Annotated in this window: 20 protein-coding genes; 11 read left to right on the top strand and 9 right to left on the bottom strand. The window is 65.4% G+C overall.

The window, feature by feature from the left end; genetic code table 11:
• Positions 1–84 precede the first annotated feature (84 nt).
• Entirely contained in the window at positions 85–603 is a 519-nt protein-coding gene (locus tag AB870_RS16835) for a DUF2471 family protein (protein WP_047905593.1), read from the bottom strand.
• A 196-nt stretch (positions 604–799) separates the two neighbouring features.
• Between AB870_RS16835 and AB870_RS16830 the strand changes: the two genes are divergently transcribed.
• Positions 800–1,519 (top strand): glutathione S-transferase C-terminal domain-containing protein, encoded by a 720-nt coding sequence (locus tag AB870_RS16830; protein WP_047905592.1) that lies wholly within the window; start codon positions 800–802, stop codon positions 1,517–1,519.
• A 14-nt stretch (positions 1,520–1,533) separates the two neighbouring features.
• Here AB870_RS16830 and AB870_RS16825 read toward each other — a convergent pair whose 3' ends face one another.
• Positions 1,534–2,712, bottom strand: a complete 1,179-nt coding sequence (locus AB870_RS16825; protein WP_047905591.1) for a GGDEF domain-containing protein — start codon at positions 2,710–2,712, stop codon at positions 1,534–1,536.
• A 133-nt stretch (positions 2,713–2,845) separates the two neighbouring features.
• Between AB870_RS16825 and AB870_RS16820 the strand changes: the two genes are divergently transcribed.
• The gene (locus AB870_RS16820) at positions 2,846–3,388 is read left to right on the top strand and encodes a DUF4019 domain-containing protein (protein WP_157112369.1); all 543 of its coding nucleotides are present in this window, start codon (positions 2,846–2,848) and stop codon (positions 3,386–3,388) included.
• A gap of 105 nt (positions 3,389–3,493) precedes the next feature.
• On the opposite strand, the gene AB870_RS16815 is transcribed toward AB870_RS16820, so the two are convergent.
• Entirely contained in the window at positions 3,494–4,132 is a 639-nt protein-coding gene (locus AB870_RS16815) for a GntR family transcriptional regulator (RefSeq protein WP_053059418.1), read from the bottom strand.
• A gap of 643 nt (positions 4,133–4,775) precedes the next feature.
• On the opposite strand from AB870_RS16815, the gene AB870_RS16810 reads away from it, so the two are divergent.
• Positions 4,776–5,960, top strand: a complete 1,185-nt coding sequence (locus AB870_RS16810) for an alpha/beta fold hydrolase (protein WP_084663801.1) — start codon at positions 4,776–4,778, stop codon at positions 5,958–5,960.
• A 27-nt stretch (positions 5,961–5,987) separates the two neighbouring features.
• On the opposite strand, the gene AB870_RS16805 is transcribed toward AB870_RS16810, so the two are convergent.
• Together AB870_RS16805 and AB870_RS16800 are read right to left on the bottom strand one after the other, a co-directional pair.
• Positions 5,988–6,566 (bottom strand): GNAT family N-acetyltransferase, encoded by a 579-nt coding sequence (locus AB870_RS16805; RefSeq protein WP_047905590.1) that lies wholly within the window; start codon positions 6,564–6,566, stop codon positions 5,988–5,990.
• A complete protein-coding gene (locus AB870_RS16800; protein WP_047905589.1) occupies positions 6,566–7,156 on the bottom strand; it encodes a helix-turn-helix domain-containing protein in 591 nt (196 codons plus the stop codon). Before AB870_RS16800 ends, AB870_RS16805 begins: the two co-directional genes overlap by 1 nt.
• 141 nt (positions 7,157–7,297) lie before the next feature.
• Here AB870_RS16800 and AB870_RS16795 point away from each other — a divergent pair, with 141 nt between their 5' ends.
• The 6 genes from AB870_RS16795 (at position 7,298) to AB870_RS16770 (ending at position 14,721) form a co-directional block, all read left to right on the top strand.
• Positions 7,298–7,810, top strand: a complete 513-nt coding sequence (locus AB870_RS16795) for a GNAT family N-acetyltransferase (protein ID WP_047905588.1) — start codon at positions 7,298–7,300, stop codon at positions 7,808–7,810.
• Positions 7,811–8,398: 588 nt separating this feature from the next.
• Entirely contained in the window at positions 8,399–11,386 is a 2,988-nt protein-coding gene (locus tag AB870_RS16790; RefSeq protein WP_047905587.1) for a xanthine dehydrogenase family protein molybdopterin-binding subunit, read from the top strand.
• Positions 11,383–12,105 carry a (2Fe-2S)-binding protein gene (locus tag AB870_RS16785; RefSeq protein WP_237169968.1) on the top strand — a complete coding sequence of 241 codons (723 nt, stop codon included), beginning with the start codon at positions 11,383–11,385 and terminating at the stop codon, positions 12,103–12,105. The genes AB870_RS16790 and AB870_RS16785 overlap by 4 nt, the downstream gene beginning before the upstream one ends.
• A gap of 11 nt (positions 12,106–12,116) precedes the next feature.
• Complete coding sequence (locus AB870_RS16780) at positions 12,117–13,445, top strand: c-type cytochrome (RefSeq protein WP_064674860.1); 1,329 nt, start codon at positions 12,117–12,119, stop codon at positions 13,443–13,445.
• A gap of 78 nt (positions 13,446–13,523) precedes the next feature.
• Positions 13,524–14,207, top strand: a complete 684-nt coding sequence (locus AB870_RS16775; RefSeq protein WP_047908324.1) for a helix-turn-helix transcriptional regulator — start codon at positions 13,524–13,526, stop codon at positions 14,205–14,207.
• A 139-nt stretch (positions 14,208–14,346) separates the two neighbouring features.
• The gene (locus AB870_RS16770; RefSeq protein ID WP_047908323.1) at positions 14,347–14,721 is read left to right on the top strand and encodes a VOC family protein; all 375 of its coding nucleotides are present in this window, start codon (positions 14,347–14,349) and stop codon (positions 14,719–14,721) included.
• A gap of 8 nt (positions 14,722–14,729) precedes the next feature.
• Here the strand turns inward: AB870_RS16770 and msrA are convergent, their stop codons facing one another.
• The 3 genes from msrA to msrB form a co-directional block, all read right to left on the bottom strand.
• Entirely contained in the window at positions 14,730–15,626 is an 897-nt protein-coding gene (msrA, locus tag AB870_RS16765; protein ID WP_335645719.1) for a peptide-methionine (S)-S-oxide reductase MsrA, read from the bottom strand.
• Between the two features lie 97 nt (positions 15,627–15,723).
• Positions 15,724–17,646 carry a cytochrome c biogenesis protein DipZ gene (locus AB870_RS16760; RefSeq protein ID WP_047905586.1) on the bottom strand — a complete coding sequence of 641 codons (1,923 nt, stop codon included), beginning with the start codon at positions 17,644–17,646 and terminating at the stop codon, positions 15,724–15,726.
• 168 nt (positions 17,647–17,814) lie between these two features.
• Positions 17,815–18,426, bottom strand: a complete 612-nt coding sequence (gene msrB / locus AB870_RS16755; RefSeq protein ID WP_084663799.1) for a peptide-methionine (R)-S-oxide reductase MsrB — start codon at positions 18,424–18,426, stop codon at positions 17,815–17,817.
• Between the two features lie 239 nt (positions 18,427–18,665).
• Between msrB and AB870_RS16750 the strand changes: the two genes are divergently transcribed.
• Together AB870_RS16750 and AB870_RS16745 are read left to right on the top strand one after the other, a co-directional pair.
• On the top strand, positions 18,666–19,409 hold the full coding sequence (locus AB870_RS16750) for a response regulator transcription factor (RefSeq protein ID WP_047905585.1): 744 nt from the start codon (positions 18,666–18,668) through the stop codon (positions 19,407–19,409).
• Positions 19,406–20,914: a sensor histidine kinase gene (locus AB870_RS16745; RefSeq protein ID WP_047905584.1), complete on the top strand. Its 1,509-nt coding sequence runs from the start codon at positions 19,406–19,408 to the stop codon at positions 20,912–20,914. Before AB870_RS16750 ends, AB870_RS16745 begins: the two co-directional genes overlap by 4 nt.
• On the opposite strand, the gene AB870_RS16740 is transcribed toward AB870_RS16745, so the two are convergent.
• On the bottom strand, positions 20,898–22,013 hold the full coding sequence (locus tag AB870_RS16740; protein WP_157112368.1) for an RHS repeat domain-containing protein: 1,116 nt from the start codon (positions 22,011–22,013) through the stop codon (positions 20,898–20,900). The two genes, AB870_RS16745 and AB870_RS16740, sit on opposite strands and share 17 nt — an antisense overlap.
• Positions 22,014–22,037 lie beyond the last annotated feature (24 nt).

The following is a 22,037-nucleotide window of genomic DNA, read 5'->3' as shown; positions in this document are numbered from 1 at the left end:
CCTCGTTCCTGTTGGCGTCCCGGAACCCCGTTCCGGGTGGTTCCTCAGTCTTGCGGAATGGATGTGGGGGCGGTGTCTGACGGCTCAGGCCATCCGCGTGGGGACGCCGGTGCCGATCGCTACCGCGCAGACCGCAGCCGCCGTAACCGATGCGCACGGCAGCATCGTCCCGCCGGGCAGCGGCGATGCCGCATCGTCCGCCGGCAGATCGTCGTGCGCAAAAGCAGCCACGATGGCGCGAAAGACCGCGGGCGCAGCCATGTCGGGCCATTGCAGATCGACCGCCGCGTCGAGCGAGGGCAATTCGCCGCCGCGCCGCAGCGCTTCGTCGCCGGGCAGGCGCAGCAGGCGCGCGAGCACCCACGGCTCATGCCGCGCGTGAAGTCCGAGGTCCGCCTCCGCTTCGTCCGCGATGGCCACGAGCGTGCGCCAGTCCGGCGTCATTGAAGGGGCATTGCCTGCGGCGCCTGTTTCGGTGGCTTGCGCACGATGTGACACCGCACGCCCGTCACGTGCGTAGCGGGCGGCGATCTCGCGCACGATACCGGTCAGGTCGCGTTCGGCGGCGCTCAGCGCCAGTTGATCCCAGTCGATGATTTCCATGAGATATTCCTCGATTGGGGGATATGATACTGTATAAAATCACAGTGCGCGAGTCACGTATTCTGAGCGGGATGCCGTCAGTTTCGGCGCACTGCGGCACGTCCGGTGTTGCCGGCGCACGTCGAGCGGGCGGCCGCGCGGGCGGCCCGGCGTGTAATACTCTGCGCCATTCTTTCCGCACAGGAGCGCACACCCGATGTTGACTCTGTATACCTTCGGCCCGGCATTCGGGCTGCCCGACGCGAGTCCGTTCGTCGTCAAGGCGGAGATGCTGCTCAAGTTTGCCGGGCTGCCGTATCGCACGGATCGCGGCGGTTTTCGTCGCGCCCCCAAGGGCAAGCTGCCCTATATCAACGACGACGGACAGATCGTGGCCGACTCGACTCTGATCCGGCTGCACATCGAGCGCAAATACGGGTTCGACTTCGACGCCGGACTGACGCCGGAACAGCGCGGCGCCGCATGGATGTTCGAGAAGGCGCTGGAGGACCACTTTTACTGGCACGTGGTGCAGGCGAGGTGGTGCGACGACGAGAATTTCGCCCGGGGTCCGGCCTCGTTCTTCAAGTCGATTCCGTGGCCGGTGCGTCCCGTCGCGCAGGCGGTGATCCGTCGCAAGATCCGCAACACCCTGCACGGACAAGGCACAGGACGTTACCAGCCGGAGGAGCAGCGTCAACTGCTTGCGCGGGGCGCACAGGCTGCCGCGCAGATGCTCGGCGACAAGCCGTACTTCTTCGGAGAGACCCCGTGCGGCGCCGATGCGACGGCCTTCGGTTTCATCGCCGGGGCCATGACGCCGAGCTTCCGGCAGCCGTTACGCGACGAGATCGAGAACCATCCGAATCTGACGGCGTACGTGGCGCGCATGCGCCGCCGGTTCTTTCCGGATGCGGCGCAAGGCGCGAGCGCCTGACGACGGGAGTACCGTCAACCCGCCTCCGACGCCGTCTCATCGCTTGGCAGCACGTCGGACAGCACGAGGTTGCGCCCGGAAATCTTCGCCGCATACAGCGCGCGGTCGGCGCGAATGCAGAGCGCCTCCAGGCTTTCATGCTCCAGCCACGTCGCGACCCCGCCGCTCAGCGTGTAGTGGCATACCCCGAACGGACCTGCCACGAGATGCCGGCTCGCCTGCGTGCGTAACCGCTCGGCGATGCGGATGGCGCCCGGCGTGTCGGTGCCGGGCAGCAGCACGGCAAACTCCTCGCCGCCCAGCCGTCCGAAGACATCCCCTTCGCGCAGACTGTCGCGCACCAGTTTCACGAATTCGCGCAGCACCGTGTCGCCGCCGGCATGGCCGTGCGTATCGTTGATCGCCTTGAAGTGATCGAGATCGATGACGACGATCGACAACGGCCAGCCACGCGCCACCGCCCGGGCCATCTCCTGACGCGCCAGCAGGTCGAAGTGCTTGCGAGAGATCGCGCCCGTGAGATAGTCGCGATTGGCGGCTTCTTCGGCCGTGGCGAGCATGGCGTCGTGAATCATGAGCACCGAGCCCATCGTCATTGCGGGCATGACGATCGCGCCGATCGTGAGCATGACCGTGTTGAACAGGGTCGGCGCGAAGATTTCGGGGCCCGGTGCGGGCGCCGACCCGAATACGACGCCGCGCACGATGTGACCCACGGCGAAGGCGGCCGCCATGCCCGCGGTCAGCCAATAGTTATATGGGTGACGGCGTGGCGGGATATGCCGAAGGATCAGCAGCGCGGTGGCGAGCAGTAACGTCGCGTGATAAGCCGAAACGATGACGACGCGCAGCTGCGGATTGTCGATGCCGTAATGCCAGAAAAGCATTGCCGCGGCGAGCACGCCCAGCGACGCGCCGAGCAGATGCCAGCGAGGCGGGCGTCCGAGAAAACGTGCGCAGCCGGCATAGTAGAGCGTCAGGCCGCCGCCAAGCGTGAGATTGGCAACGGGAATCGAGAGGAAGTCGGGGACGACGCCGCGCAGGGCGAACAGCGGCAGGGCGCTCAGGACGGCGACGTTGGCGAAGCACCATTCACGCACACCTGCCACGCGAGAGCGTAAAAGAGATCCCACGATCAGCAGCATCATGAAGCTGAGCAGTGAGGTGATCGCAAGCAGGGACGTCGTCAACATGGCAATGGCCAATGGGGGGGGCTGACATGTGTTGAGCATTGTAATGTACGGCGCGATGCGCGTTACAGTCCTTCGCGTGCCACGCCAGTAGAATGGCCGGGTTTGCCATTCATGCTTCGAGGAGTTCTCGTCAATGCCGACGGCCCATTCCGATTCGTCACATCGTTCCTTTTTTCTGCGCGCGGCGGCGCTCGCCCTCGGCATGTCGGCCGGTCTGGGCGCCGTGCCCGCACTGGCCCAGCAAGAACCGATGCAACGCCGTTCGGCGCAGCCACCGCTGTTCTCCGCGCCGGCGAGCAACGCCACCGCCCCGGCGGCGGACATCAATCGCGATATGCGTCCGGCGCTCGAAGCCGCCAATCTCTGGTTGGGGCTGGCCGACGTGAACCGGGCGCAACAAAGCTGGCAGCAGGCTGCGCCGGTGTTTCAGCGAGCGATCTCGGCGCAGGACTGGGCGAGCAGCCTGGAAAGTGCGCGCTCGCCGCTGGGCAAGGTGAAGTCGCGCAAGACGCACGACGCCGTATTCACGCGTTCGCTGCCCGGACAGCCGGACGGGGAGTATGTGGTGATTCAGTACGACACCGTGTTCGAGAACAAGGCCGAGGCGCAGGAAATGGTGACGATGGTGTTCGGTATCGACGGCCGCTGGCGCGTTGCCGGGTATCTGGTGCGGTAGAAGATGTGGGAAAGGGCGCAGTTAAAGGGCGCAGTAAGTGCCCTGACGGGGCGGCTGCGCAAGGCTCGCCCGGCCGGCGTCGTCGCGGTAAGCGATGTCGTCGCGTTAGCGCGGCAAGGCGGGCTCGACGATATGCATCGTCGTTTCGACGTGGGCGCGCGCAACCGTTTCGGCGCGTGCTTCATCGTGCGCGCGCAGCGCTGCGAGTATTTCGCGATGCTGTTCGTTGGTCGCGCGCAGCTGCTCGTCCGAGAACATGACGGGCACGCGTAGCGCCCAGTAATAGAACTGCGTGCGTTCGTGAAACTGCGCGATAACGACGTTATCCGCCGCTTTCACGATCAGGTCGTGAAACGCCGTGTTGAGACGATTCAACGCCAGACGTGGCTGATGTCCGCTCGGCTCCATCTGCTCGATGAGGGCGTCGAGCGCGTCGCACATCTCGGGTGTGATCTTGCGCGCGGCGAGGCGCGCCGTTTCGGCTTCGACGGCCATGCGACTCTCGAAGATGGCGCGCACGGGAAGGTGATCGGCCCCTTGCACTTCCCAGCCGCGATTGCGGGCAATGAACCCCTCGCCTTGCAGAATCAGCAGAGCTTCGCGCACCGGTGTGCGGCCTACGCCGAGCAACTGGATGAGGTCGTCCTCGATGAGGCGCTGCCCGGGCTTGAGTTCCGAGGCGAGAATCATGCTGCGGATTTTGGTCCGCACTTCACCAGTAATCAGGTTGCTGGGCGCTTTCATCTGAGGCTTGTCTTCCCTTGGGCGGCGTGCCCGCCGTTGACTTCGACTTCGGTGAGAGGCCCTGGCGACGATCGACCTCTCGTGCAAGGGGGTACCGTTCATATATGGACGCCTTCCCATGCCGCTGCGGATTTTACCGAGTTTCCCGGGCCGCTCTGAAAACCATTCCCAAAACGTCAAAGTTCCGGCCACCATGCGCGCAACGCATGATGGCGGTCGAATTTTGCGCAATTCTTTCGGTTTCCGAAGCGAGGACTCGCTTATACGGGCGTTTGAAGCGTGGCAACATTCCCCTAACGTCAGCCCTGACGGGGTTCGCGCTCACTTACTTGTAATGTGAGCGCCCACCGTCATAGCGTTGCGGGTACCGAAACATGCGGCACGCCACGGCTTCGAAAAATTGGTGAAGATGTAAAGAAAGTGTGGCGAATAACCCCTCATAAATAAGGGGCTTTCCCTGCATGCCGGTGACGCGTTGTTCTTGCGCGAGTCATGCGGCTTGCCGTATTCCCGGGCGGCAAACCTCTCCGGCGTGGCGACCATGGGGTGTCCATGGGGTGTCACTCGCAAAATTTGGGGACATGTCAGAATCGTCCCATTCCATCTTGTTCCACTTCCCGTGCCATCGCGCCCGCCCTCTGCCATGCCGTCAATGCGCTATCGGCGCGCGTGCCGCCTTTCGCGACACGCTGCCGTCAGTCTGATCTCTCTCTTTTGTGCGACGCTCGCGAACGCCGCGCCGACCCCGCCGGCCCCGGGGGGCGATCCCCAGCACCGTGCCGCAAGCAGTGCAACGATCGTTGCGACGGCGCCTGCGCGTGGCAACGCCGAGAGCAATGGCGATAGCTTTGTCGCGAGCAACGCCGAGAGCAATGCCGAGAGCAATGCCGGACCTGCCTATGGACCGGAGTTGCAGGGCTTCGCTTATCCATATCCGGTCAACCGCTTCGACTTCATGTCGCAGCGCACGCCGCTGCACATGGCCTATATCGACGTGATGCCCGCGCAGCCCAACGGGCGCACCGTCGTCTTGCTGCACGGAAAGAACTTCTGCGCGGCCACGTGGCAGGAAACGATCGATACCCTCGCTGGCGCGGGATACCGCGTGATCGCGCCGGATCAGATCGGCTTCTGCAAGTCGAGCAAGCCCGCACAATATCAATACAGCTTCCAGCAACTCGCCAACAACACGCACGCATTGCTGATGTCGCTCGGTATCGAGACGGCGACCGTGATCGGGCATTCGACAGGCGGCATGCTGGCCGCGCGTTACGCACTGATGTATCCGGCGCAGACGCAGCAACTGGTGCTGGTCAACCCGATCGGTCTGGAAGACTGGAAGGCGCTCGGCGTGCCGTCGAAAACGGTGGACGAGTGGTTCGACCGCGAATTGCGCACTAGCGCGCCAGGCATCCGCCGCTATGAGCGATCGACCTATTACGCCGGTCAGTGGAGCGAGCGTTATGAGCCGTGGGTGCAGATGCTTGCCGGGATGTATCGCGGGCCGGGCAAGCGAATCGTGGCGTGGAATTCGGCGCTGCTGTACGACATGATCTATACGCAACCGGTCGTGTACGAGTTTGGCAAGATTCGCGTGCCGACGCTTCTGATGATCGGCGACAAGGACACGACCGCCATCGGCAAGGACTTCTCGCCGCCCGAAGTGCAGGCGCGCATCGGCCACTACCCCGCGCTCGCGAAGACGGCACACGCCGCGATTCCGGGCTCCACGCTCGTCGAATTCCCCGATCTGGGACATGCACCGCAGATGCAGGACCCCGCAGCCTTTCACAAAGCGTTACTCGCGGGGTTGGCGGCGCTGCACTAACCGGCCCGGCGAACGGCTGCCAGCCGCCTATCGGAGGTGCTTGTAATAGAACGTCGTCGCACAAAATGCCCCATCGGGCATCAGGGCGAACTTCGGCACGTCGCCTGCTCGCTGCCAGCCGCTGCGCTGGTAGAGACGTTCGGCGTCGCCGCCGGTCACGGTATCGAGCACCAGGACGTGACGCTCGTGGGCGCGTGCCACGTCGTCGACGGCCGCCATCAGTTGCCGCGCCACCCCCTGACGGCGCGCCGAGCGGTGCACGAGCATCTTGGCGACGTCCGCCCGGTGCGGCTGGTTCTCGGGCAAATCGAGCAGCAGTTGCACCGTGCCGACGATGCCGCAAGCGCCGGCACTATTGTCTGCATTGCCGTCGGCTCCGGCCTCCTCACGTCGTCGACGCGCCACGAGCAGCACGCGCTCGCCCCGGCCGACGCTCTCGGCCACCTTGCGCCAGAATGCCGTCGCGCGCTCGCGCGTGAGCGGCAGCAGGAAGCTCACCGACGCGCCGCCTTCCACGCAGTCGATGAGAACGTCGGCCAGCGCGTCGACGGCGGCGAGCGCTTGTGCGCCGTCCAGCCGTTGCACCGTAATTGGGGCGGGAGACATCAGGACGATCTCCTTGCAGGAACGAACGGTAAGGTCACGAGGCCGACGAGGTAGCGCGCCGTGGTCGACGCGGGATTGTGAAAACCGATGGGTTGGTCGAGGCGCATCGAAAGGCAATCGCCGGTGTCGAGCCGCCAGGTGGTCGCGCCGAGCGTGATTTCGATGGTGCCGGCAATGACCCAAATCTGCTGCCAGATCTCGTTGTCTCTCGCGCCGGTGTCGTAAGCGACGCGCTCGCCGGCGGGGAACCGGACTTCTACGAACTGAAGCGGTGACGGCTGCGACGGCGACAGATTGCGTCTCACGTATCCGGAATCCGGATCGGTCCAAACGGGCTGGTCCGCGTATCGCGACAGCGGCGAGGGCGAGGCGCCGGCGACGGCCTTCTCGTCGAAGAGCGACGCCAGCGTGACGTCCAGCGCCGTAGCGAGCTTGTCCAGTACGTTGGCCGTGGGGCTTGTCTGCGCGCGCTCGATGAGCGAGATGCTCGAACGGCTCACGCCGCTGCGCTCGGCCAGCGTATCGAGGGAGTAACCCCGCTCGCTGCGCAAGTCGCGCACCCGGCGGGCGATGCGTTCGTTGATGTCCATGGTGTCCAGTTTAATGGAAATATATTTCTAGTAAAATGGATATCGATGCCATGCGACACGGCAACACACGAACGCTTCCCACACCGTGACCTCACCGTGATTTACAGTGACTCACGGCAAGTTGCTTGCGGGACCACCGACATGACTGCTTCATCCGCCACACTGACGATTCGCGACGCCACCGACGCCGACCTCCCCGCCATTCGCGACATATACAACGACGCCGTCGAGCACACGACCGCCATCTGGAACGACGTCCTCGTCGACCTCGACAATCGTCGCGAGTGGCTGGCCGCGCGTCTGAAGCGCGGTTATCCGGTCATCGTGGCGCAGCGCGAGGGCAAGACCGTGGGTTACGCGTCGTTCGGCGACTGGCGCGCTTTCGACGGTTATCGCCATACCGTCGAACATTCGATCTACATCGACAGGCATGCGCGGGGCGGCGGCATTGGCGAGACATTGATGCGCGCGCTCATCGAACGGGCGCGCGCATTGCGCGTGCATGTCATGATTGCCGCCATCGAAGCGCAGAACGCGCCCTCGATTCGCCTGCATGAAAAACTCGGCTTTCGCACGGTCGGCACGTTCAGCGAAGTGGGCACCAAATTCGGCCGCTGGCTCGATCTGACGTGCATGGAATTACGCATCGTTTAACTGCTGTGCTGGCGCAGAGCGCCCCAAAAGCACGCGCTGCACAAACCGCTTCGATGCCGCTGTCTCCGTCTGGATATAGCGGCATTTCTTATTTGGCATAGCCAACATCATTCATCGTAAATACCGCCTGCTCACGCCCGCCAACCGGTGCGCAATGCGTCGCGCCCGCACGGTGTTCTCACGCAGTGCGTCATGTCCAACCTTGTCATTCCGGGAGCCGGCGTGTAGCCTTGAAACGTCCGGTGTCACTCATGAAGCGTGTTCTTATCGAACTTCACGAGCGCATCACGGCGCGCGAATGTCACGCATTGTGAACATGTATCGTGGGGGCCATGACGACGTAACTTTTGTCGTGACCGCGTGAGTCGTTGCAGTGCCGTTTTGTCGTTCGGGAGTTGCAGCATCGCATTCGTGATTGCGACACGTCCCCCCCAAAACAAGACGGACGGAACGCTTATGCCGCGCCTGCCAAGAAAACACAGTCCAACAGCGGCAGTGTCGAGCGATGACGCTCGCCATGATGCCGCTTGCGCAACATCCCAATATTCTCCCGCCGCTCAGGCCACCGATGCGTCTCCCGGTTTCGCTTTGACGCGACGCGGGTTTCTCAAAGCCTCGGTGATTGCGGGCATTTCCGTGTATATCGCCCCGATGGGCAGCCGCGCCTTCGCTGCGCTCTTCGAAGACAGGAACCTCACGCCGGTGGCATGGAACGCCGCCAGAGGACAAGCCAGATTCCGCATCGACGGCACGGCCAAAGTCATCGGCAGCAAGATATTCGCGCGCGACGTTCGCGCGCGCGACATGCCGGGCTGGCCCGCCCAGCAGGCGCATGCGTTCGTGCTGCGCACGACGCTCGCCGACCGGCCCTATCTCGGCTTCGATCTCTCGCGTCTCGACGACGGCCTGCAACCCGACCGTATCGTGACGGCCGACGATCTGGCGCGAGACGGCATTGCCTTTCCCGAGTTCTACGGCGACGACATGCTCCTGCCCACGGGCAAGACGCCCGCCTATCTGGGACATGCCGTCGCGATCTTGATCTACCGCGATTTCACCCGCTTCCGGTTCGCCAAGGACAAGCTCAAGTTCCACGACGAAATCATTCGCTATGGCGACGTGACGGGGCCGCTGGAGCGCGACCCGTGGGGGAGCTTCCGGTACGTGCGCGTGGGCGGCAAAACGGCCTATGACGATGACGTCTACTCCAGTCTCAAGGACGCGCCGATCTTCCCGAGCATGATGCGCAAGCACCTGCCTGTCTGGCCCGACGGCAACGACCACGGCAAGCTCGACGAGCAAGGCATGGCATACGCCGGCAAGATCGGCGATGCGCTAGCCCATCCGCCGGCGAACTGGCTGGTGATGTCGCGCGAGTACCGCACGCAGTCCGTCGACACGGCGGCACTCGAACCCGATAACGCCAACTGCTGGTACGACGCCGCGACGCAGACGCTGCACATGGTCGTGCCCACGCAGTCGCCATCCGAAGTCGCGGAGAATGCCGCGGCGATGGCTGCGAAGGGGCGCCTGCCGGTCAGGCGTCTGATCGTCTATCCGTGCTACACGGTCGGTTACGGCTCGAAGGATCACTACAACATGCCGTTCTACGGACTGGCGGCCGCCATGTACGGCGACGGCTTGCCGGTACGGCTCGCGAACGACCGTTACGAGCAGTTCCAGACGTCGCTCAAGCGCCACGCGTTCACGATGCGTTACCGCATCGGGGTGGACAAGGAGACGGGCATGTTACAGGCGTTCGCGGCCGACATGGAGTGCAACGGCGGCGGGCGCATGAACTTCTCGCCTTCGGTGGCGATGGTCGGTGCCACGGCCGCCCAGTCGATCTATTACTTCCCGCAAAGCGACTTGGCGAGCGTGGCGATTGCGTCGCGCGCCATCGATGCGGGCTCGGCGCGTGGCTACGGCACGTTGCAGTCGATGGCGGCGACCGAAATGATGATCGACGAGATGGCCGCGCAACTCGGCGTCGACGCCATCGACTTCCGTCTCAAGAACGCCTTGCGCTCGGGCATGAAGAACACGCAGGGCGCGATTCCGGCCGGTGCGGTGCGCGTGGACGAGGTGCTTGCGCGCGCGAAGGCGCATCCGTTGTGGACGCAGCGTGCGAAGAAGAAGGCCGAGTACGAAGCCGCGCATCCGGGGCGCCGCTACGGTGTGGGATTCGCGTGCGTGCAGAAGGACTTCGGCACGGGCGCCGAGACGTCGTTCGCGCGGGTGGAATTCGACGAGACGGGCAGGATTTCGCTGTATCACACGGCCGCGGAGATCGGCACGGGAACCTCCACGTCGCAGGCGGTCGCCGTGGCGAAATGGCTCGGCATGCCCGCGACCGACGTGCACATCGCCATCACCGACTGGCCGGAGTTGCCGGTCGTCACCAGCGGCGATCCGTACCTCATGTCGCAGGCCGATCAGGACAAACTCGCCGCCAACCCACGTTGGTCGCCGGGCTATGCGTCACCGTCCAGCGCGACGAACTCCGCGTTCTATTTCACGCACAGTACGCGCGAAGCGGCGCGCCTCGTGTTCCTGCAAGGGCTATGGCCCGCAGCGCTCTCGATCTGGCGGCGCGGCCTGGGCGGCGGTCAGGCCGCACCGCTCGTGGTACGCGCCGAAGATGCGCGCTGGGTCGATGGCAAGCTTACGGCCGCCGGGCTCGAAGCACTGCCGCTCGGCATGCTCGCCAGAACGGCGCACGACCTCGGGCTGGTGACAGGCGCGACGGTGCATGTGTTCAATCGCTGGCAGTGGGCCGAAGCCGATTGGGATCTTGGCGATGGCGTGACGCAGCGCCTGCCGGTCGACGGCATCGCGCTTCGCTTCGGCAAGGGCGGTGCAAACCCGGCAACCGCGGCAGCACAGGCCCCCGCCACGCATACGGTTGCGGCCAGGACGGCGCATCGCAGCGGCAACGCACCGGCGAAGTCGGCATCGCCCGCCGTGGCGGCAGCCGCCGCGAGCGGCTCGCACGGTGCGAAGGGCGCGCCGTCGCCCGATTCCGGCCACCCGGGCATGCACGTGGCTGCGCCCACGCCCGCAACCGGCTATCGCACGCTCGATCGCAAACGCGTGTACTACCCGCCCGTGCAGCGAAACAATGCCGCCGTGACTTATTACAGCGCCGTGGGCACGCTGGTCGAATTGTCCGTCCATGAGGCGACGGGCAAGGTCGAACTGCTCACGCACCACTCGATCATGGAGTGCGGCAATCAGATTTCGCCGCAACTTGTCTCCGGGCAGTTGCAGGGCGGTCTGGCGATGGGCATCGGGCACGCGTTGCACGAGTATCTGCCGCTGTACGAGGACGGTCCCGGCAACGGTACGTGGAACTTCAACCGCTACCACCTGCCACGAGCGGTGGACGTCGCCGTGTGGACGCAAACGGGTGAAGTGCTGCCGCCGATCTCCGAGACCGATGTGCCCAAGGGCATTGCCGAAGTGGTGATGATTCCCGTGGTGGGCGCGATTGTGAACGGCCTCGCGCATGCGATCGGCCATCGATTTACGGATTTGCCGGTGACGCCGGAGAAGATCCAGGAGGTACTGGCATGACGGACACGACGAACGCACCCCGGACGGCATCGGGCGCGAGCGCGTCGGGCGCGATGGCGCAACAGACGAACAACGCAAGTGCGGCGACGGCGGTGGGCGCCACAGGCGCGCCCGGCACGCCGGGCACCACGACGGCGCCCGTGGCGGCCCCGGCCCCGCCGGGCGGCAAGACGCCGTGGGAGACATTGCCCGTCACGGTGAAGATCAATGGCGTGTCGCACGGCCCGATGGACGTGCCCGCGGGCCTGATGATGATCGACTTCCTTCACGAGACGCTGGGCCTGACCGGCTCGCGTCTGGGCTGCGGACAAGGCATTTGCCACGCGTGCGTGGTGATCGTCGATCACGCCGACGGCAGCAGCGAAACCGTACGCACCTGTATCACCGGCGCGAACTATTTCGATGGCAAGACCGTGCGCACGGTGGAGGGGCATGCCACGCGCGATGCCGACGGCAAAGTCACGCTCGCACCGATTCAGCAGGCGTTCCTCGATCACTTCAGCTTCCAGTGCGGGTATTGCACGCCGGGGTTCGTGAATGCGGCGACGGTGCTCGTCGAGCGGCTCAAGCGCAAGCCGGTGGCACGCGCGGATCTCGAGGCGGCGATCACCGAAGGACTCAACGATCAGATCTGCCGGTGCACGGGGTATGTGCGCTACTACGAGGCGGTGCGCGACGTGATTCTGAAAACGCCGGGGTGCGTGAAGGATGCGAAATGAGAGGAGCCGCCATGCATCTGACTCGCGTGACCCGATGGAGCGTTCGTGCGGCGTGTGTCGCGGCCGTATTGCTCGTGACCGCCTGCAACGACTCGACGGCGCCCAAGCCGCCCGAACCCGGGCAGCCGCCCAAGCCCAGAACATCGCTGGTGCCGTCGCTCGTAACCAGCGCAACGGCGGCCGACGGGCCCGCATCCGCCCCGACAGCACCCGCCGAGCTCATCGCGCGCGGTAAGTATCTTGCCCGGGCGGCCGACTGCGCCGCCTGTCATACGAGCGCGGACGGCGCGCCGTTCGCGGGCGGCGTGCCGCTGAAGTCGCCGTTCGGCACGTTCTACGGTACCAACATCACGCCGGACAGGACGAACGGCATCGGCGGCTGGACGGCGGACGATTTTTACCACGCCCTGCATGACGGCGTGGCGCCCGGCAAGGTGCTCTATCCGGCGATGCCTTACACGTCCTACCGGCAAATGACGCGCGCGGACAGCGACGCCCTCTATGCTTACCTGATGTCGGTGAAGCCCGTCGCGGTGGCCAATCGCAAGCACGATCTCTCGTTCCCGTACAACATGCGCTTCGCCATGCGGGCGTGGGACTGGATGTTCCTCAAGGACACGTTGCCCGACGCGTCCAAGGGACAGTCTGCCGACTGGCTGCGCGGACGCTATCTCGCCAACGCGCTCGGTCACTGCGCGGAATGCCACACGCCGCGGGGAACGTTCGGGCAACTGGACAAGGCCAGGCCGCTCGGCGGGGCGGCGCTTGCCCGCATCGCCGCGCCCGACCTCACGCCCGAAGCGCTGGCCGCACGCGGCTGGACGGTGAAGGATCTGCAAACGTTCTTCGGCACGGGGATCGCACCGCAAGGGTCGGCATTCGGCGAGATGTATCCGGTGGTGCATCTGAGCACGCAGTACCTCACGCCCGACGACCTGCGTTCGCTCTCGACGTACCTGCTCGGCGATGCGCCACCGGCGCCCAAGCCGCTGCCGCAGTCTCCGGATACGGGCAAGCTGACGGCAGGCCGCAACATGTACCTCGCCGTGTGCGCCGGCTGTCACGCGGCAGACGGCACCGGCAAGCCGCACGTGGCGGTATCGATGCTGGGCAATTCGACGGTGCGCCAGAAGGACCCGCGTAATCTGATCGTCGCGATTCTCGATGGCGTGGAAGCTCAGAAATTCCCGGGGCTCGAAGCGATGCAGGACATGCCCGGATTCGACAAGCGGCTCACCGACGCGCAGATCTCCGAGTTGTCCAACTACCTGCGCGTCGCTTACGGCGGGCAGGCGGGCGACGTGAATTCCGAGATCGTCAGGCAATTGCGTCAGAAGTAGACCGGAAGTCAATGCGAAGTTTGCCGCGGCGCCGGCCGGCGCCGCGCATCGACGCGGACATGGCGCATAATGCGCGCCATGTCCCGCACACAACGTCTTTTCTCCCTCATGCAACTGCTGCGCCGTCATCGCTATCCGGTGGCGGGTGCGGCGCTCGCCACTTCGCTTGGCGTGAGTTTGCGCACGCTTTATCGGGACATCGCCGAATTGCAGTCGCAGGGGGCGCATATCGAGGGAGCGCCGGGCTTGGGGTACGTCCTCAAGCCGGGTTTCATGCTGCCGCCGCTGATGTTCTCCGAGGAGGAAATCGAAGCGATCGTGCTCGGCTCGCGTTGGGTCGCCAGGCGCACCGACGGGGCGCTCGCCGATGCGGCTGCCAACGCGCTGGCGAAGATCGCGGCGGCCCTGCCGCCGGATCTGCGCGCATCGCTTGAAGCGTCCACGCTGCTCATCGGACCGGGCGATCCGTTGCCCCCCATGGTCGTGGAGCTGACCGAGATTCGCGAGGCCATTCGCGCCGAGCGCAAACTCCGTCTCTCGTATCGGGACGAGGCCGGGCGGATGTCCGAGCGCGTCGTCTGGCCGTTCGCGCTGGGCTTCTTCGATCGCGTGCGGATGATCCTCGCATGGTGCGAACTGCGCGACGATTTCCGCAGCTTTCGCTGTGACCGTATCGAAGCCATGACCGTGTTCGAGACCCGCTATCCCCGGGGCCGCCGCTCGCTGCTCAAGGCGTGGCGCGAGACGAGCGGCAGAGGCTGACTCCCACTGCTGACAAAAACTGACAGCATCTCTTCGTACGATGACGTTCACGACAACGCGCGACGGCGTTCGACAGACGAGCGACCGGTGCGCGTGTCCTTGGGAAAACTTCATCGATAACGAACGACAGGAGCGAGTCATGCCACATCCGGACATGATCAATTTATACGTTGCAAGCCCGCCCGAGAGCGCCGGTTTCTATTCCGAGCTGTTCGACATGGAGCCGGTCGAGGCCTCGCCGGGATTTGCCCTGTTCGCCTTTGCGTCGGGAATGAAGCTGGGGCTGTGGGCGCGCTACGCCGTGGCACCGACGGTGATTGCGCCGCCGGGCGGCAGCGAGGTGGTGATTCCGGTCGCGTCGAACGCCCACGTCGATGCGACGTGGGAAGACTGGAGCGCACGGGGCATCACGATTCTTCAGGCGCCGACGACGATGGACTTCGGCCGTACCTTCGTCGCCTCGGATCCGGATGGGCATCGCTTGCGCGTGTACAAGCTGGCCGAAAGCCGATAGCCGACGAGTCATTTGGCCGACGCTGTCTTTACCAGCACCGGCGTGTCGCGATACTGCGCGGGGAAGATGCGCTTGAGGTTCCTCACCTTCGGCAGATCGTTGATGACGATGTACGGATAGTTCGGGTGTTCGGTCAGAAAGTCCTGGTGATAGCCCTCGGCGGCATAGAAGCCGGTGTACTTCTCGACCTTCGTCGCAATGGGCTTGCTGTAGACGTGCGAGGCGTCGAGCTGCGCGATGTAGGCGGCAGCGACCTGGCGTTGCGCATCGTTCATCGGGAAGATGGCCGAGCGGTATTGCGTACCCGAGTCTGGGCCCTGACGATTCACCTGCGTCGGGTCATGCGCCACCGAGAAGTAGATTTGCAGCAGCTTGCCGTAGGACACCTGCCGCGGATCGAACGTCACCTGGACCGACTCGGCGTGACCGGTCGAGCCTGTGCCGACCGTTTCATAGTCGGCCGTGCGGGCAGTGCCGCCCGCGTAGCCGGACTCGGCCTTCGTCACGCCTTTCACGTGCTGGAAGACGCCTTGCACGCCCCAGAAGCAACCGCCCGCGAAGACGGCAGTTTCCGTGCGTGCGCCGGTCGATGGTTCGTCGAGTTTTGGCGCGGCGATGACAACTGCGTCTTCCGTGCCGAAGGCGAACGCACCGCCTTGCCACGCGAAGACACCGGCCACGACAGCGGCGGCGCCCAGCAGCGCGCGTCGCAGGTTCGAAAACGCGTGTGACGAGACGACGGCCGGCGAAGCAGGCGCCTTGGCCTGCGATGACGCAGGCGCCGCGGGCGCGAAGGCCTGCGGCGTGGGCGTCGATGCTTGCTGCGAATGCATCGAAGCGTTCGAGAGATTCGTCATGTGCGACAGGTGCGATGGGTTCGACGGGTTCGATTGGAACTGGGTCATTTGAAAACTCCCGGCGTCGGTGAACGCCTCGGTGGTGCGGTGGTCAGGGCGCTCGCCGGTTTCGCGACGTGCGGTGGTGCGGTGTCATACGGGGCGATCAGCCGAAGGTAAAGGCATACGCCGATGCCCCCGGGTCGAGGAATTCGATGCTGAAGGTGCGCTCGCGAACGTCGCCCGTCTGACGAACCAACTGATACAGACGCTGCGAGGTCACGATGCCGGTGCCGTCTGCGGCGACATCGGTGCCGTGTGCGTCGCCCGGTGCCTGAGCGTCGAGCGTCACGCGAAACCGCACGGGTTTGCCGTCGCTTGCCGGACCGAGCACAAGGTGCAGGTCGCGTGCGTGGAAGCGATAGACAATGCGGGCACCGGCTTGCGTCGCGGTGGCCTGTTCGGGGCCCACCCTCCAGCCACCGGCGAGCCCCCACTGGTTAAGTGACGGGGCCGACGGTGCCCGGTACTCGTTCGTCCTGTCCTTCACGACGCCGCCCGGCGACGTGAAATGCTCGGCGCGTTGGTAGCCGACGTACGTTTCCGGCGAACGCACGTCACCCGAGTCGGCGGCTTGCTGAACGCCGCTGGCCTTCACTTCGGTAATGCCGTCGGCGATCCGGTTGGCGCCGGCTTCGCGCAGCAACTGCTGGATCACGCGCTCCGACTCGGCGTAATTGCCCTCACCGAAGTGGTGGTAGCGCACGCGACCCTGCGCGTCGACGAAGTAGTGCGCCGGCCAGTACCGATTGTCGAAGCCGCGCCAGATGGCGTAGTTGTTATCGATGGCGACCGGGTAGTTCACGCCCAGATCCTTCACCGCCTTCCTGACGTTGCCGATGTCGCGCTCGAAGGCGAATTCCGGGGCGTGCACACCGATGACGACCAAACCCTGGTCGCGGTACTTTTCCGCCCACGCCTTCACGTACGGCAGCGTGCGCAGGCAGTTGATGCACGAGTACGTCCAGAAGTCGACGAGCACGACCTTGCCGCGAAGCGCCTGCGCAGTGAGTGGCGGCGAGTTGAGCCATTGCACTGCGCCGTCGAGGGAGGGCAACTGACCTTCAACGGGCAGCGTTGCCACTGCGTTGGTCGCCGTGCGCGCCATGGCACGGCTTGCGGCCACCATGGCGGGGCCGCCGCCGGGATTGGCATCAGATGCCGGCGTGTCTTGTCCCGGAGCTGCGGCGGCATCGGCGACATGACTATTGTTGGCGGCACGGGTGGCAGTCGTGCTGTCCGCGCTGTTCGCCGTGCCGATATTGCCGATATTGCCGATACGCTGCCGCCCGCCCAGCCGCTCCACCAGACGTTGCTCGATGCCGCCTGTCGATGCCGTCGAAAGCTGGGCGAGCACACCGGTGTCCAGGCCCAGCCCAATCGCCGCGACGCCTGCGAGCATCAGGCCGCCAAGGACACGGCGGATCCATTCGCCCGCGCCGAGCGAGCGCTTCATGGTCGCGAAGACGCGTCCGCCGACGAGCAGTGCAAGGGCGAGCGACGTGGCGGCGCCCGCAGCGTAGGCAGCCAGCAGCAGCGTGGTGCCGGCGCTCGCGCCTTGCAGTGCCGCACCCGTGAGCACGAGACCGAGAATCGGGCCGGCGCACGGCGCCCACAGCAAACCGGTGGCAATGCCCAGCAGGAACGACGCGCCCGGCCCTGCGCCCGTAGCCTTGCCGTCCGGCGCTGTACCGCCTTGCGCCGATTGCGTCAGACGGTTGCCCAACGACACGAGGGGATGCGTGAGGCGTTCCGCCAGCTTCGGGAACAGCAGCGTTGCGCCGAAGATGGCAACGAGGGCGAGCGCCAGCCAGCGTCCGTACTGGTTCGCCTGCACCACCCAGTTGCCGCCTACCGCCGCGAGCGTGGCGACGAGCGCGAACATCAGCACCATACCCGCGAGCATCGGCAGCACGCTGCGCGAAAACGACTGGCCGGCACGCGAGAATACGAACGGCAGCACGGGCAAGATGCACGGGCTGACGATCGTCAGAATCCCGCCGAGATAGGCAAGGACGAGCAAAGTCATGAAGCGCTCCTTTGGCGACGTCCGAGGTCGGGATGCGGACGAGGCGTGTTGCTATCAGGCTGGAGGCAGGCGTTGGCCGGCCCCGAGCCGCCAACCCTTTCGGTTCCATCGGTGCCGGGCGTGGTATCGCTGCGACCGGCGGACTGCGGATTCGGGGTGTTGTCGTCGTCAGGCGGCCTGCGGATGAAACGTCATGGCCAGACCGTTCATGCAGTAGCGCAGACCGGTTGGCTTCGGGCCGTCGTCGAACACGTGTCCCAGGTGGCCGCCACAGCGGCTGCAATGGACTTCGGTGCGAACCATCCCGAAGGTCGTGTCGGTGCGCGTGCCCACGGCCTTGTCGAGCGGTGTCCAGAAGCTCGGCCAGCCCGTATGACTTTCGAACTTGGTACGTGACGAGAACAACGGTTGCGCGCAACCGGCGCACGCGAAGGTGCCTGCGCGATGTTCGTCGTTCAACGGGCTGGAATACGGGCGCTCAGTGCCTTCCCGGCGCAGGATGTCGTATTGGCCGGGCGTGAGGCGCTTGCGCCACTCGGCGTCGCTCAGGGCGACCTCGAAACGCTCGGGTGCGTTGCCCTGACGGCTATCCGCGGCGAGCGCCGGGCGCACCAGGCGCGGGACCAGCCCCGCGGCGACGGCTGCCGCCGCGGCGGTGGCGCCGAGCAGAAACACGCGGCGGGCAGGCGCCTGGCGAGCACTGGCCGTGGCGGCGGGAGCGCGCTGCGCGGCCTGTCGCGGCGCTCGCGGCTTGGGCGGGTACAAATCGGACAATCTCATGGCATGCTCCGGTCAGTGGGACGATCCGGCGCGGGCTGGCTCCGCCGCGGCAAGAACCGGGGAGCGCGACGGCGGTGGTACGGCACAGAGGGGATCCGCGCCGGATCGATGACTGAAGGTTAGTGCCCCGGCGATGGCGAAGTCCTCACGTAAAATTAAACAATTCGTGATACCTCCGGCGGCCGGTTCTGCGCACAATGGGGGCCATCAAGACTCACTTTCCGGGAGCCGTCCCCCTGATGGAATCGCCGCGCCGTGTCCTGCTCGTCGAAGACGACGTGCATATCGCCGACCTGCTCACGCTGCATTTGCGCGACGAGCGCTTTGAAGTCGTGCATTGCGCCGATGGCAACGAGGGCCTGCGCCGTCTGGCCGAAGGCGGCTGGGACGCCCTGATTCTCGATCTGATGCTCCCCGGCGTGGACGGACTGGAAATCTGCCGCCGTGCCCGCGAGATGACCCGCTACACGCCGATCATCATCACGAGCGCCCGCTCCAGCGAGGTTCACCGGATTCTCGGCCTGGAACTGGGCGCCGACGACTATCTCGCCAAGCCGTTCTCGGTACTCGAGTTGGTGGCGCGGGTCAAGGCGCTCATGCGGCGCGTCGATGCGCTGGCGCGCAACGCGCGCATGGAAGCGGGCAGCCTGGCGATTGCCGGACTGTTCATCGATCCGATCGCACGCGAGGCGTCGCTCGCCGGCAAGTCGCTCGATCTCACGCCGCGCGAGTTCGATCTGCTGTACTTCTTCGCCCGTCAGCCGGGCAAGGTCTTCTCGCGCATGGACTTACTCAATGCGGTTTGGGGCTATCAGCACGAGGGATACGAACATACGGTCAATACCCACATCAACCGGCTGCGCGCCAAGATCGAGGCCGACCCGGCACAGCCGGCGCGCATTCTGACCGTATGGGGACGTGGCTACAAATTTGCCAGCGACGGGGCGTCCGAAGCGCCGGGCGCCAACGCGGGAGCCGCATGATGCGTCGCTGGAATCTCACACTGACCCAACGCCTGTCGGTCGTGTTCGCGGTGTTGCTGCTCATATGCAGCGGCACGTCGGCCTGGATGCAGGTGCGGGCGAATCGCATGCACGAGGCCGAAGTGATTCAGGGGCTCTCGCGCGGTCTGGCCGAACACATTGCCGCCAATGCGCAACTGATGGATGCGAACGGCATGAAGCCCGATGCCGTGCGGCGTCTGTTCGGACAACTCATGGTCGTGAATCCGAGCGTCGAGGTCTATCTGCTCGACGCGCAGGGACGCATTACCGGCCACGCGGCGCCGCAGGGGCGTCTGCGTCGCATGCAGATCGATCTCGGACCGGTGCACAAACTGCTCGACGGCGAATCGCTGCCGATCTATGGCGACGATCCGCGTAACGCCGGCGTGCGCAAGGTCTTCAGCGCCGCGCCGTTGCGTGTGGACGGTCGCGAAGTCGGGTACGTGTATGTCGTGCTGCTCGGTGAGGCGCATGACCGTTTCGCCGAGCGTGGTGCGACGAGCGCTGCGCTGAACACGGCGTTGTGGTCCATCGGACTCGTGGCGGCGTTGTGTCTGGTTGCCGGGCTGACGGCGTTCGCGCTCATTACCCGGCCGCTGCGGCGTCTCACGGATACCGTGAGGGAATTCGACATGGACGCCGCGCCGCCGCCCGTCGCCGCCGTGTCGAACGCGTCCACCGGGCTTGATGGGGAATTGGCCGGCCAGCCGCCGCGACCGAACGACGAGATCGTGGTGCTGGAACGAGCGTTTCGTCAAATGGTCGAGCGCCTGGGCACGCAGTGGCGCACGTTGACCCGTCAGGATCAGGAGCGCCGCGAACTCATCGCCAACATCTCGCACGATCTGCGCACGCCGCTCTCGTCGATGCACGGGTATCTCGAGACACTATCGCTCAAGGATGCGACGCTCACGCCTGCCGAACGGCGGCGCTATCTGGGTATCGCGCTGGATCAGAGTCGCAAGGTCGGCGCTCTGGCGCAGTCCTTGTTCGAGCTGGCGCGTCTGGAGCATGGTTTCGTGCAGCCCGAGGCCGAGCCGTTCTCCGTGACGGACCTGATTCAGGACGTCTTCCAGAAGTTCGAACTGAGTGCCGAGTCGCGCGGTGTGGTCTTGCGCGCGCAGTTGGCGCCGCAAATTCCGGCGGCGCGCGCCGATCTCGGGCTGATCGAGCGCGTGCTCACCAACCTGTTGGAAAATGCGCTGCGCTATACGCCGTCGGGCGGCGAGATCATGGTGGCCGTCGCGCCGGTGGGCTCGGAGATCGAGGTGCGGGTGAGCGACACGGGGCCGGGCATTCCGGAGAGCGCGCGCGAGGGGCTGTTCGAGCGACCGTTCACGGTCGGTGGGGCGCGTCGCGAAGGGGGGCTGGGATTGCGGATCGTGCATCGCATTCTGCAACTGCACGACCGGCGTATCACACTCGTGGACACGGCCGGTCAGGCAGGGCAGGGCGCGACGTTCCGCTTTACTTTGCCGACGTAAGTTTGTCGGCCGACGGCGCCGCCGCCGTCGCGTCGAAGTACGTCAACTTGCGCACGAAGACGTTGGCAAACGGATCGATCTTCTCGCCGGACTTGCCTGCGGGTGAAGTGATGACGATGCGAACGATGTTGCCGTGGTCGTCGTACTTATAGTGATACTCGGACACGTGGTGTTCGCCGGTGGCGGCGTCGGTCCGGGTCACGCGCAGCAGTTCGTGACGCGGTGAATACTCGGAGACCTCGTTGTCCCACGCCAGCGGCAGCCATTGGCCGTCGATGAAAGCTGCCGCGCCGTTCTCGCGTACGATGCGGCTGCCGTCGGGTTTGCGCTCGACGCTCGCGAATGTGCGGTACGACACCATTTTCGGCGCCGGGCGGACACGGCCGTCCGCCGTGACGACCTGACGTGCCTCGTTCGGCGCTTCCCATTGCCGTGAGAGCGCGAAACACTCGTCGTCGAACTGACGCGTCTGTACGGTGCCCGGGCGGCGATGATGCAGGTTGCCCGGATTCGGGACGATGCTGCGCGTCCATTCGAGGCGACCGTCTTCCTGACGCACCTGTTCCTTCCACGCGGGGTGCCGCATGGCATGCACCACCCATGCGCCGGGGCTCTCCCAGTCGACGCTTGCGCCATTGATGCTGTGCAGCCGGCCGTCGGCGTCGTAGGTGTAGCGTCCGCGGTCGGTGCTCGCGAGCAGATGCCCCTGCGCGTCGAACTCCATCACGAAGCGATTGCCGTTATCGAGCGGGCCGACCTTGCCGGTACTGCGGTCGTAGCTCGCAATGAAGCGAGTTTCCTCGATCTTGCGAACGCCGGCGGGAATGCCGCCGAAGTTGCGCATCAGGTCGTCTTCTTCGCGCAAGGGCGTTTGCACGCACCACGGGAGCGGCGCGGCCGCTTGCGGCGTATCGGGAGCGGGGGACGCGGCGGGATTCGCGGGCGCGCTTACCGGGACACTCGCCGATGGCGGGCTGGCCGGGGGCGTTCCCGGCGGCGGGCTGGCGCAACCGGCCAGTACCGCGGTAAGTGCGGCGGTAAGTGCGGTGGTAAGGGCAGCAAGCGCCGGAGCACCACGCGCGGGACGTGAAAAAAGCATGGATCGGACAGTTCGGGCAGGTGA

Source organism: Pandoraea faecigallinarum, assembly GCF_001029105.3.
In the GTDB taxonomy this organism is placed as follows: domain Bacteria; phylum Pseudomonadota; class Gammaproteobacteria; order Burkholderiales; family Burkholderiaceae; genus Pandoraea; species Pandoraea faecigallinarum.
Note: the sequence above shows the minus strand (reverse complement) of the source record. Positions and strands in the feature narration are given on the sequence as shown.